General features: G+C 67.3%; 9 protein-coding genes. 2 read left to right on the forward strand and 7 right to left on the reverse strand.

Annotated features, from left to right (window positions below):
- Positions 1-18: 18 nt before the first annotated feature.
- The gene (locus tag JJT62_RS06065) at positions 19-621 is read right to left on the reverse strand and encodes a redoxin family protein (protein ID WP_202071812.1); all 603 of its coding nucleotides are present in this window, start codon (positions 619-621) and stop codon (positions 19-21) included.
- 300 nt (positions 622-921) lie between these two features.
- Positions 922-2,034 (reverse strand): anhydro-N-acetylmuramic acid kinase, encoded by a 1,113-nt coding sequence (locus tag JJT62_RS06070; protein WP_202071813.1) that lies wholly within the window; start codon positions 2,032-2,034, stop codon positions 922-924.
- 314 nt (positions 2,035-2,348) lie between these two features.
- Between JJT62_RS06070 and JJT62_RS06075 the strand changes: the two genes are divergently transcribed.
- Positions 2,349-3,581, forward strand: coding sequence for a peptide-binding protein (locus tag JJT62_RS06075; protein ID WP_202071814.1), 1,233 nt, complete (start codon positions 2,349-2,351; stop codon positions 3,579-3,581).
- Between the two features lie 68 nt (positions 3,582-3,649).
- On the opposite strand, the gene JJT62_RS06080 is transcribed toward JJT62_RS06075, so the two are convergent.
- The 5 genes from JJT62_RS06080 to JJT62_RS06100 all read right to left on the reverse strand — a co-directional run bounded on the left by JJT62_RS06080 (position 3,650) and on the right by JJT62_RS06100 (position 11,143).
- Positions 3,650-3,865, reverse strand: coding sequence for a hypothetical protein (locus tag JJT62_RS06080; RefSeq protein ID WP_202071815.1), 216 nt, complete (start codon positions 3,863-3,865; stop codon positions 3,650-3,652).
- A 167-nt stretch (positions 3,866-4,032) separates the two neighbouring features.
- Positions 4,033-6,111 (reverse strand): hypothetical protein, encoded by a 2,079-nt coding sequence (locus tag JJT62_RS06085; protein WP_202071816.1) that lies wholly within the window; start codon positions 6,109-6,111, stop codon positions 4,033-4,035.
- Positions 6,112-6,250: 139 nt separating this feature from the next.
- Positions 6,251-9,040 carry a DUF4159 domain-containing protein gene (locus JJT62_RS06090; RefSeq protein ID WP_202071817.1) on the reverse strand — a complete coding sequence of 930 codons (2,790 nt, stop codon included), beginning with the start codon at positions 9,038-9,040 and terminating at the stop codon, positions 6,251-6,253.
- On the reverse strand, positions 9,040-9,960 hold the full coding sequence (locus JJT62_RS06095) for a DUF58 domain-containing protein (RefSeq protein ID WP_202071818.1): 921 nt from the start codon (positions 9,958-9,960) through the stop codon (positions 9,040-9,042). Before JJT62_RS06095 ends, JJT62_RS06090 begins: the two co-directional genes overlap by 1 nt.
- Positions 9,961-10,144: 184 nt before the next feature.
- The gene (locus JJT62_RS06100) at positions 10,145-11,143 is read right to left on the reverse strand and encodes a MoxR family ATPase (RefSeq protein WP_202071819.1); all 999 of its coding nucleotides are present in this window, start codon (positions 11,141-11,143) and stop codon (positions 10,145-10,147) included.
- Between the two features lie 281 nt (positions 11,144-11,424).
- Between JJT62_RS06100 and JJT62_RS06105 the strand changes: the two genes are divergently transcribed.
- Positions 11,425-11,769, forward strand: coding sequence for a hypothetical protein (locus tag JJT62_RS06105; protein ID WP_202071820.1), 345 nt, complete (start codon positions 11,425-11,427; stop codon positions 11,767-11,769).
- Positions 11,770-11,891 lie beyond the last annotated feature (122 nt).

Below are 11,891 nucleotides of genomic sequence, written 5' to 3' on the forward strand. Positions count from 1 at the left end.
CGCAATGACGAGTGTGCGCTAAGGCGCCTTCGCGGTCAGCCGTGGCACGATTTCCTTTTCGATGATCTCGGGATCGAGACCCTCGTAAGTCGACCATTCGACCACAGGCCCGGGTCCGACGATAAAGGTCGCCGGCACGCCCTTCGCCGCGAGCGCGCGTTGAAGATAGGTGTGCTCATCCGCGCCGACGGCGACGAAGGGATTGCCGTTTTTCGCCAGAAAATATTTCGCCCGCGCCGGCGGGTCCTTGACGTCCGCGCCATAGATGGGCGCGAGATTGCGCTTCGCTAAAGCGACCAGATGCTTATGCTCCTCGCGGCAGGTCGGGCACCAGGAGGCCCAGATGACGAGGAGCGAGCGCTTGCCGGCAAGATCGGCGCTCGAAAAACCGGGAACCTGGTGGCCCGCCGCGTCGATGAGGCCCGGCACTGGCGGCAGATCGAATTTGCTGATCGAAAACGGGTTGAAGAAGCGCGCCGTCAGGTCCTTGCGCTTCCAGACATGCTCGACAACCGCGGCGCCGACGCCCAGCCCGATGGCGCCCATGCCGCCGAGAATAACGCTGCGCCTGCTCGCGAACCATTCGGCCTTTGTCGGCGGCGCGTCGGCTGGCGTGCTCATCCGCGTATTCCTCGCGCACAGAACTGTGCACATTCTTATAGGGAAAATGGTGAAAAAAGCATGATCCTCTATGAGAAGAGTCAGTTTATTGACAAACCTCCGAGGCGGCCTCGTCCTTCGAGACGCGAGCTTCGCTCGCTCCTCAGGATGAGGCCTAAGTGTCTGGCGCTGATGTAGAAGCCCCTCATGCTGAGGGGCCTGCGTAGCAGGCGTCTCGAAGCACGAGGGGCGTCACCCCACTTTGTCAGCAGTCCAGCTCCTCTGCAAGAAGAGTCTAATCCGCCATGTCCAGCGCGTGCATCAACGCCCGCCAGCGCGCGCCAGGCGTCCGCCGCGCAGCGCCTGTGGAACGCCGGTCGTCGTGGGGAAGGTAATCGGCAGCCCTTCCAAAAGGCGCGCGGCGAGATAGCCGAAGCCCTGCGCCTCCATGGAATCCGCCGACCAGCCGACCGCGTCGGCGGTCGTCACCTTGCACGGCAGACGCATCACCAATTCGCGCACCAGAATGGGATTGCGCGCGCCGCCGCCGCAGACGATGAGCAATTGCGGCTGATTGGGCAGATGCGGAAAAAGCCGCAGCACCGAGGCCGCCGTGAAGGCGGTAAGGGTCGCGGCGGCGTCTTCCGTCGAGAGTTTTACGATGGGCTCCAGCGCAAAGGCGTTGCGGTCGAGCGACTTTGGCGGCGGCTGGTCGAAGAAGGGATGGGCGAGCAAGCGCAGCAGCGCGGCCTCGTTCACGCGCCCGCGCGCGGCCATATGGCCATGTCGGTCGATCGGCGCGCCGGTGCGCTGAAGCATGAGGTCGTCGATGAGCGCATTGCCGGGGCCCGTGTCGCAGGCGATGGGGTGCTCGCCGTCAGCGACATAGGTGACATTGGCCACCCCGCCAATATTGAGCAGCGCCACCTCGCCCTTCATGCCGCCCGCCATCACCAGCGCGCGATGGAACACCGGCACGATGGGCGCGCCCTCCCCGCCAGCCGCGATGTCGGCGGCGCGGAAGTCGTACGCCACGTCTATGCCCAGCCGATCGGCGAGCGCCTGCCCGTCGCCGATCTGGATGGTGAGCTTTTGCTTGGGCCGATGCAGCACGGTCTGACCGTGGAAGCCGACGATATTCACGCTGGCGGCGTCGATAGCGTTGTCGCGCAGGAAGGTCTCGACCGCCTCGGCGTGGCGGTCCGTCACCATGCGCTCGGCGAAAGCGAGCACGCCCGGCCGCGCGTCGCGGTCGTCCATGGTCGCGGCCTCGGCCAGCGCATTGCGCAGCAAGGCGCGGTCGGCGTCCGTATAGGCGTAGAAACCCGTGGGCCCGAAGGACACGCTCGCGTCGCCGTCCGTCTCGATCAACGCGACGTCGACGCCGTCCATGGAGGTGCCGGACATGAGGCCGATGGCGCGATAGAGGGGCAAGGGCGAATCTCCTGGGTGGGAACGGGAGGAGATTACGTGATTTGTCGCGCAGGCTGAAACGTGGCGGCGGAGATGTTTATTTCAGATAGGGGGCCGCCGTCATTGCGAGCGCAGCGAAGCAATCCAGGGCCGCAACGTGGCTCTGGATTGCTTCGTCGCTTCGCTCCTCGCAATGACGGCGGGTGGGGTTGCTCCCCTGCCGTAGACACTCGAACACGCGGCTTGTCCAAGCGCCAAAATTATCGTTCAAAGAAATAAATTTTCAGCAGAAGACCAGGTAGCGCCCTCCCCCTTTATTTTCAAAGAGGCATTGCATGCGCATCATCGTTACGTCGCTCGTCGCGGCTCTATCGATCGCCGTGTCAGCCGCCGCCGCGCCAGCCAAGAAACCTCCGGCGCCGCGAGACGGCGTTCCCTTCATCCTCGATGCGGGCCGCATTCTCCTCGACGTCGCCTTTGTGAGGCCGGATGGCCAGGAACGCAGAGCCCTCGCCTGGTTCAACATGGGCATGGCGGCGCCCGTTCTAACCTCTGACCTTTATCGTGAGCTTGGTCTCGATCGCGGCGCGCCCTTGCGCCTCCGGATTGGCGAGCGCGCCTTCGAGGCGCGCGCGGATCAGGTCAAAGATGGCGACGGCGGCGTCGGCGTTCCGACTTTCGACCATCTCTTCGCGCCGCGGCGGGTCGAGGCGATGCTGCCGGCGCGGATGTTTACGGATCATGTCCTGCGCATCGACTACGGCCGGCGCCTCTTTGCGCTGGACGCGCCGGGCGCCAAGGCGCCGGAAGGCCTCCCCGTTCCGATCCAACTCAATACGGAAACGGGGCTCGCCGCCGTCGAGGACCAAATTGACGGCGAGACGCGCGCGTTCGTGATCGACGCCGGCAGCGGCTACAGTTGGATGCGCGGCGACATCGCGCGCAATCTGCTCGCCCGCCATCCCGATTGGCTGCGCGCCCATGGCGCCGTCGGCGCGGCCAACGCCAATATGGTCGACTTCGCCTTCGAGAAAGAGGGCGACGTGCTCCGCATCCCGAGCGTGCGCCTAGGCGACAACGTGGAGCTGAGCGAATTAGGCTTTCTCGGCACGGCCCCGGTGTTGGGCGGCTTTGTGGAAAGCGCGTTCGGCGATCTCTTCTGGGACAATTGGCGCAAGGCGGCGCCCGCGCCCGTCATCGGCTGGCTGGGCGCCAACGCGCTACGCGATTTCGAGCTGACGATCGATTATCCGAACCGCATGAGCTACTGGCGCCGGCAAAAGGCGCCAGACGCGGCCGAGCTGGACCAACTGCCAGTGACGCTGGTGCGCCAGGGAGAACGCTACCTCGTTGGCGGCGTGGCGCAACCCGCGTCTCGACCGCAAGCGCCGCTGGGCGTCGAGATCGGCGATGAGCTACTGGCGGTCGACGGCGGCGCGGCGCGCGGCGCGAGCAAGGAGAATGTTCTCTCCGCGCTTCACGGCGCGCCGGGAGAGCGGAAAAGATTGACGCTGGAGCGTCGCGGGGCGCGAGTGGAGACGGATGTGGAGGTCGAAAGCTTCCGCTAAGAAGCCCCCGCCCCAAACCGCCAGAACCGCGCCCATTTGTTGGCGAAGCGCGACGAGGCGTCCTTCGCTTAGTAGGCGTGACGGCGTTCCACACGCCGCGCCGTGCGGCGCGTCGACCGATGCACGACGCCAGCGCGCGTCACCACCTGCACAACCGGACCATTGGAGACGCCGACAGCCGCGGCGATTCCGGGCGTGGCCGCCGGCATTGCTTCCGCGACCGGCTCGAAACCGATCGCCAGAGATGCGCCAATCAAGAAACCAAGGATATGCCTGCGCTTCATGTTTGATCCTCCTCTTCGGCGGAACGAACTTCAGCCCGCTCGAAATGTGAGCCCGGCGCGACACTCGATCAATACGGCATTTAGGGATGCTGGTTTGAGCTGGCGCCCACTTTGGCGCCTTGCCTCGTCGTCCATTGACGGCCCCCAGTGGCCATAGAAGGTAGAAATCAGCCCCGTTTGCCTTCCCAAGCCCAGGCCGCCACGACCAACCCCAACAGCCCCAGCATCGCCCAAAGCCCGAGCCCCAGCGGCGCCACCTCCACGCCGACGAGCGTCGAGGCCCCCGTCTGTCGAACGCCGATCCAATCCGACCCGCCATAGCGGCTCGCGTCGCGCATCTCCACGAGGCGCGGCATGGTCACGTCGTCGGAATTCTTGCTCAGACGCCGCACCGTGCCACCCGTCGACTCGGCCAAAGGCGCGAGCTTCTCGGTCGTCGAAGCCACTTCGCGGAACTCGCGCGGGTTCGCCGGCCCGACGTTCACGAGCGCGGTCAGACCGTCGCTCTCGAAGCGCCAGAGGCCCATTTCCCTGGCGTCGAAGCGCGCGCGCCACAGGCCGGGCTCGCTTTGCTTCAGCGTGACCACCTCCTGCGCGCCCGAGGGCCCGGTCGCGGTCACGGGCGCGGCTGCGTCCTTCAAGGTCTGGCGCTCGACCGTGACCTCGCGGCCGCGGGCCTCGGCGCGCAGCGCCTCTTCTTCGAGGTCGGGCTCCTTCATCAGCCAATGGGCGAGGCGGCGCATCAGGTCGGCGTTGGGGCCGCCGCCTTCATAGCCGCGCGCCCAGAGCCAGATCTGATCGCTGAGCAGCAAGGCCACGCGGCCCTTGCCCTCATGCGAGAGCACGAGCAACGGCTTGTCGCGCGCCCCGGAGAGAATGGGCGTTCCCTTCAGCACATCGGCGTCGATCTGGCGGAACCATTCCCCCCATTGCGGCGGATCGCTCTTGCCGCCGGGCAGGCCGCGCGTCACCGGGTGCTTCTCGCCATCCTTGCTGATATGCGCCTTGAACGCCTCTTCGAACAATGAGCCGTCCGGCCGCGCCGGCAGGATGGTCGAGATCGGCGAATAATAAAGCCCGCGCAGCGTGGCGTAATCCGGCCCCACCGCCGCGAGAAAGGCTCCGCCGTTTTCGACGTAATGCGCGATATTCTCGAAATAGACCGAGGGCAGCAGCGTCTGGCTCGAATAGCGATCGAAGATGATGAGATCGAATTCGTTGATCTTGCGCCCGAAGAGGTCGGCCGTCGGAAAGGCGATCAGCGACAATTCGCTCGACGGCGTGACATCTAACTTTTCCGGCGGGCGCAGGATGGTGAAGTGGACGAGCTCCACATTGGCGTCGGCGCGCAGAAGATTGCGCCAGCTACGCTCACCCGGATGCGGCTCGCCGGAGACGAGCAGCACTTTGACCCGGTCGCGCACGCCTTCGATGGAGACGACCGCCTTATTGTCGGCAAGCGTCAGCTCGCCCGGGGCGGGCGGGACTTCCAGCTCGACGATATTGGCGCCGCCATGCGCGATCTTCACCGGTATATTAACGATGTCCCCCGGCACGGGGCTGTAGGTCGGCAGGCTCTCGCCGTCGCGCCGCACGGTGATGGGCGCGCGCGCATTGTCGCCGCCCGTGTCGACCACGCGGGCGCGGATCGTCTGCTCCTTGCCGACGATGCCAAAGCGCGGCGCCTCGACAAGCTCGATGCGGCGGTCGCGCTCTTTCTCCTTGCCGGTGATCAGCGCATGGATCGGCGCACGGAAACCCAGCGCCTCGGCCTTGGCGGGAATGTCGTGCACGACGCCGTCGGTGACGAGCAAGGCGCCGCCGACGCGCTCCGGGGGCACGTCTTTGAGCGCCTGCTCCAGCGCGCCGAAAAGCTTGGTGCCGTCATTGCCGCTGGCGTCATTGGTGACGGCGACGAAGCGCGTCTCGACGTCGCCGAATTTCGCAAGCGCCGCGTCGAGCGCCTTGCGAGCCTCCTCGGTCTGCGCGGCGCGGGCGCCGAAATTCTGGCTCTCGCTCTTGTCGATGACGACCGCGACCACGGTCTTTTGCGGATCACGCTTTTCGGTAACGAGTGACGGGTCCGTCAGCGCGGCGAGGACGAGCGCGAGCGCGAGCGCCCGCAGGGCGGTTCCGCGCTGGCCCGCCATGGCGCCGAGGGCGAGCGCGGCGGCGCCGAGAAGCGCGAAGGCGGCGAGAAGCGACCAGGGGAGCAGCGGCGCGAAGGTGAGGTTGAGATCGGTCATGCGCCCCCTCCCCAACCCTCCCCCGCTTTGCGGGAGAGGGAGCAGATGGTCGCCTTCATCGAAGGGGCACGAATGCTGGTCGTGAGCGTCCCCTCTCCCGCAAAGCGGGGGAGGGACAGGGAGGGGGCGAGAGCGCGCGTCACTGGCCTATTCTCTCCAGCAAATCCCTCACATGCACCTGGTCGGATTTATAGTTGCCCGTCAGCGTATACATGACGAGATTGACCCCGCCCCGCAGCGCCAGCTCCCTTTGCCGCGCGCCGCCGGGCGTCAGCGGAAAGAGCGGCTGGCCGCGCTTGTCCTGCGCCCAAGCGCTCGCGAGATCGTTCGAGGTGATGACGATCGCCGAGACGCTGTCGGTGGCGCGCACCGGCCGCGCGGCGCCCTCTTTCGGATCGGGCGGCAACGCCTCGACCCATGTTTCGCCGCTGGCGTAGCGTCCGACGAAGCCGTCGAGCAGATAGAAGGTCTTGGTGATGACGTGATCGCTCGGGATCACTTCCAGCTCAGGAATATCGAGCCCCTTGGTGAAGTCGCGCAGCCATTGCGTCTCGGACGTCGGCGCCTCGCCGGGCCGCTGATTGAGCGCGTCGCGCGTGTCGAAGACGACGGTGCCGCCCTGCCGCATATAATTAGCGACCCGCGCGGTGGTCTTCGCCGAGGGCTGCGGCGCGCTCGCCACAACCGGCCAATAGAGCATGGGATAGAAGGCAAGTTCGTCCTTCGCCGGATCGACGCCGATCGGATCGCCGGGCGAAAAGGACGTGCGCGTGGCGAGCGTTCTCGAAAGGGCTTCGAGGCCGGAGCGCGACACCTCGTCGATCTTCGTATCGCCCGAGACGACATAGGCGAGCCGCGTCGTCAGCGCCGCCTCCTTGTCGCGCTGCGAGACGACCGTCTTCGCGCCGTTCTCGGCGCGCGCGTCTCGCGCATGCAAGGGAGCCAAAAGAATGATCACGGCCCCGGCCGCCGCCGTCAGCGGCCTCACGCGCAACTTGCCGGAGAGAACCAGAACGATGACGGCGTCTGCTATAAAGGCGAGGAGCGCGGCGGCGAGCAGCGGGCCACGAAAGTCGATGGGCGCGCCGGAGGCAAGGACGCTCGTTGCAAGACCCGCCGCCGCGAAATCGAAGCGAGAGATGTCGTCCTCCGCCCGCAGCGTCTGCAAGGCCACGGAAGCGTCGCCCGCCCCGTAAAGGCCCGGCGGATGCTCCGCGCTCGCAGCCCCTGTGAAATCGGCCGTGATCGCCTGAGCGTTCGGCCCCGGCGCGCCAAGCGCCCCGAAACCGTCGAGCGCCTTCATCGGCGCCAGCAGCCGCTGGTCGCTCGCGGTCGCCGTCGTCTCGTCGCCCGGCAAGGGCGCGGACTCGCCGGACATGGCGCAGATGCGCTTGAGCATATCCACGAAGAGCCCGGAGATCGGCAGGTTCGACCAGCTCGTATCGGCATTGACGTGGAAGAGCACGATCAGCCCCTTGCCCCGCCGCTCGGCGGTGACAAGCGGCGTGCCGTCGGAGAGCCGCGCCCAGCTCTTTTGCGCAAGGCCGGGATCGGGCTCCGCCAGCACCTGACGTTGGACGCTGACGTCCTTCGAAGCCGGCAGGCCGAAGAAGGGGCTCGCTGCGTCGAAATCGGCGAGCGCCTTGGGCGTCTCCCAGGACAGCGCGCCCCCGAGAACGCGGCCATTGCGACGCAGGCGCACGGGCAGCAGATCGTCCGCGGCATTGGCGAGGCGCGGGCCGGCGAAGCGGATGAGCGTGCCGCCCTCTTCGACGAAGCGGCTCAAGGCCTCGTAGGTTTCGCCGGGCGCTAGACCGACGTCGGCGAGCGCCAAAACATTGGGTCGCTCGGCGAGCAGCGCCTGGATGGGGTCGGTTACGCCGGGCCGGGCTTCGCGGGTCTGTGCGAAAGGCGCGAGCGCCTTTTCCAGGTAATAGAGCGGCGACAGCAGGGGCTGCGCCTCGTCGAGTCCGGCGCCGCCGGCAACAGCGACGCGGCGCACCTTCGAGCGCGCGTCGAGCAGCGCCACGGCTCCGGCGGAGTTTTCGCCCTCGATGCGCAATAGGCTCACGTCGTTGCGCAGCTCCACCGGCAGATCGAGCGTCGCCTTCGCCCGCAGCGCCCCGCCGAAATCGACGCCGGCGCGGCCAATGATCTGGCCTCGGGAGTCATAGGCCACGACCGTCGCGGCGGCGGGCCCGGAGGCGTCAGCGCGCAAGGCGTCGACGCCGAGCGTCGCGGCGTCATTCGCCGGCGCGGCGAGCGCCAGCGGCGCATGATCGTCGGTGAGGACTTCGACTCGAGCCCCGGCGTCAGCGGCGGCCTTCAGCGCCTTGGCGAAGGCGCCCGCCTCGCCCTGCGCGAGACCGTCGCTGATCCACACGATCCGCGCCTTAGGATTTGCCTTGGCGAAAGCGGCCAGCGCGTCAGCCGCCGCGCTGCGGTTGGAGAAATAGGGTTTCGGCCGCTCGGAGCGCAGCTTCTCCAATGCGCGCCCCGCCTCGGAGAGGCTCGGCGCGGCGGTCTCGGAAAGCGTCATGACGGCGACCGGGGCGCCGCCGCGCGCGGCGCTTTCAATGATCGACGCTCCGGCGGCGACACGCTTCTCCCAGGAAGGCGCCGCCGCCCAGCTATCGTCGAGCGCGACGAGGGTCGGCGTTGAGATGGCCGCGACTGTCCCGGACGGACTCCAGACCGGCCCCGCCATGGCGAGGATCAGCGCCGCCGCGAGCCCGAGGCGCATGAGAAGAAGCCATAAAGGCGTCTTCGACGGCGTCTCCTCATCGCGCCGCAGCTCGCGCAAAATTTTGGTTGGTGGAAAAACGATCTCGCGCGGGCGCGGCGGAGTCACGCGCAGCAGCCAATAGATCAGCGGCAGGCTTGCGAGGCCGATCAGCGCCAGCGGCGCGGCGAAGGAGAGGCCGCCCATTACAGCGTCTCCTCCACGCCATGCAGGCCCATGGCGAGCGCGAGCGCCGCCTCGGCGGCCGGCCGGTCGGTGTGATGCTGCAGAAAGAGAAAGCCGCTGGCGCGCGCCGCTTCGCGCACCGCCTCACGATGCGCGTCGAAACGCTTGGCGTAGGCCGCCCGCAGGCTGCGCGCGTCGCCCGCATGAAAGGCCGGGCCGCCGTCCGTATCGAGGAACATGGTCTCGCCCGTGAAGGGAAAGCTCTCTTCGCTGGGGTCGGTGATCATCAGCAAGGCGCCGGAGGCGCCGGCGCCCGCGAAGCCCCGCAGCCGCGCGGACAGCGCGTCGAGGTCGCACAGAAAATCCGAAATGAGCACGACGCGCGCGCGTGGGCGCAAGGCTGCTTCAGGGGGAAGCTCGTCGCGCGAAATATCGGCGGCGCCGTCGTAGAGCGCGCGCAACAGGCGGTCGATGACGTCGCGGGCGGAGATGGGCGCGGTCAGCCCTAATGCGGCGACGCGCTCGCCGCCCTTCACCAGCACATCCGCCAGCGCCAGACCGAGCGTGACGCCGCGCGAAAGCTTGTCATCCTGGGCGAGCGAGGAGACAAACGCCATGGAGGGCGAGCAGTCCATCCAGAGGAAATAGTCGTGCGCCGCCTCCCACTCGCGCTCGCGCACATAGAGCTGGTCGCCGCGCGCCGAGCGGCGCCAGTCGATGCGATGCGCCGCCTCGCCATGGGTGAAGGGGCGATATTGCCAGAAGGTTTCGCCCTGCCCCGCGCGCTTGCGGCCATGAACGCCATAGGCGACGCTGGCCGCGATCTCATGGGCGCGATTGACGAGGCGCGGCAGGCGCGCGGCCAAATCGGCCGCGACGGCGCCGTCGATCTGCGTGCGGGCGGCGGGGTCGTAGGCTGTGGTGGTGATTGGCCGGATCATAGCGGGTGCTGAAGCGCCCCCTCCCTGACCCTCCCCCGCCAAAGGGCGTCTGCAAGACGCCCGTCTCTCGACGGGCTATTGCGGGAGAGGGGACGCTCACGATCAGCATTCTCGATGAAGGTCACAATCGGCCCCCTCTCCCGCGAAGCGGGGGAGGGTTGGGGAGGGGGTAAACGCACCGCCATCAGCCGATCCGCGACACGAGCTTGTCGATCAGCTCCGCGACAGTCGTCTCGCGGCGCGCCGCGAAATTCAGCGCCATGCGGTGACGCAGCACCGGCGCCGCCAGGGCCGCGACGTCGTCGAGCGACGGCGCCAGGCGCCCCGTCGCGAGCGCGCGGGCGCGGGTCGCGAGCATGAGCGCCTGGGCGGCGCGCGGGCCCGGACCCCAGGCGACATGCGGCGCGATCTCCGGATGGCCCTCGCCCGGGCGCGCGGCGCGCACCAGATCGAGGATAGCGTCCACCACCTTGTCGCCGACCGGCAGACGCCGCACGAGGCGCTGCGTCGCCATCAGCTCTTCGGCGTCGAGCGCCTGAACAGCCTCGGCGGATTTGTCGCCGGTCGTCTCCAGCAGCACGCGGCGCTCGCTGGCGCGGTCCGGGTAATGCACGTCGATCTGCAGCAGGAAGCGGTCGAGCTGCGCCTCGGGCAGCGGATAGGTGCCTTCCTGTTCCAGCGGGTTCTGCGTGGCGAGCACATGGAAAGGACGCGGCAGGTCGTAGCGCTTGCCGGCGACGCTGACATGATGCTCCTGCATCGCCTGCAGCAGCGCCGATTGCGTGCGGGGCGAGGCGCGGTTGATCTCGTCCGCCATGAGAAGCTGCGCGAAGATCGGGCCCTTGATGAAGCGGAAGGAACGGGTGCGGTCGGCGCCCTCCTCCAGCACTTCCGAGCCGATGATGTCAGCAGGCAGAAGGTCCGGCGTGAATTGCACGCGCTGCTCGGCGAGGCCCAGCACCTTGCCGAGCGTCTCGACGAGCTTCGTCTTGGCGAGGCCCGGCACGCCGACGAGCAGGCCGTGGCCGCCGGCAAGAATAGTGACGAGCGCCTGCTCCACCACCTCGTCCTGTCCGAAAATGACGGCGCCGATGGCGGCGCGGGCGCGCCCGATATGATCCAGCGCCCGCTCGGCCGATTCGGCGACGGCGGTTTCGAGCGGCGCAACATTGATTGAGTTCATGGGCGCGAGGGGGTCCATCTGCCACGGTTGCCAAGAAGATAGGGATCGGCGCCCGCGAATGCATCAGTCCAGGGCGCAACAATCTTCGCGGGAGGCGTCCCTCTTCCGCGATTTTGGACGCTGAACAGTCTCGCCGTCAAACGCGCGCGAATTGTGGCGAAGCAGGCCGCCGCAGAAATAGCCGCGCTCGAGCGCCGCCGCCGCCGCCGCCTTCACGCGCCTGCCGGGGTGCGCTAAAAGAGGAAAGCTACGGCAGCCAGCCAAGCGGCGCGGAGTGAGCATTGGCCGACGAACCCGAAAACCTGGTTTTGCAACTCCTGCGCGAGATGCGCGGCGAGATGGCGGATATGCGCTCGGAGATGCACGGTATCCGCGATGGCCTTCGCACGGAAATTCGTAGCGTCCGTGATGATCTCCATTCCGAGATCAACTCTCTGCGCGCGGACGTGGCGTCAGATTTTCTGACCATTGAAAAGCGGCTTGGCGACCAGATCGTGGGCCTCCGCCGCGCCGTTGTGGACTATCACTCTTCCGTCGTCGGCCACGGCGTCATCATCAGCGAACTCGAAGCGCGAATGCGGCGCGTGGAGCAGCACCTCGATCTGCCGCCGCTAGATAAGCACTGAACAGTAAGACCCACCTAAGCCCGCTATATCGTCATTGCGAGGAGCGTAGCGACGAAGCAATCCAGGAGCCACAGCCGCCGCGCTGGATTGCTTCGCTGCGCTCGCAATGACGGAAAGCGCGA

The sequence above is a fragment of the Methylocystis sp. Sn-Cys genome (assembly GCF_016745395.1).
GTDB lineage: Bacteria > Pseudomonadota > Alphaproteobacteria > Rhizobiales > Beijerinckiaceae > Methylocystis > Methylocystis iwaonis.

What these genes read in the sequence shown, in the direction of transcription:
- JJT62_RS06090 (WP_202071817.1), bottom strand. Translation starts at nt 9,040, where the DNA reads ATGGGCGGCCTCTCCTTCGCCGCGCCGCTGGCGCTGATCGGCCTCGCA.
- JJT62_RS06065 (WP_202071812.1), bottom strand. Translation starts at nt 621, where the DNA reads ATGAGCACGCCAGCCGACGCGCCGCCGACAAAGGCCGAATGGTTCGCG.
- JJT62_RS06085 (WP_202071816.1), bottom strand. Translation starts at nt 6,111, where the DNA reads ATGACCGATCTCAACCTCACCTTCGCGCCGCTGCTCCCCTGGTCGCTT.
- JJT62_RS06075 (WP_202071814.1), top strand. Translation starts at nt 2,349, where the DNA reads ATGCGCATCATCGTTACGTCGCTCGTCGCGGCTCTATCGATCGCCGTG.
- JJT62_RS06100 (WP_202071819.1), bottom strand. Translation starts at nt 11,143, where the DNA reads ATGAACTCAATCAATGTTGCGCCGCTCGAAACCGCCGTCGCCGAATCG.
- JJT62_RS06095 (WP_202071818.1), bottom strand. Translation starts at nt 9,960, where the DNA reads ATGATCCGGCCAATCACCACCACAGCCTACGACCCCGCCGCCCGCACG.
- JJT62_RS06080 (WP_202071815.1), bottom strand. Translation starts at nt 3,865, where the DNA reads ATGAAGCGCAGGCATATCCTTGGTTTCTTGATTGGCGCATCTCTGGCG.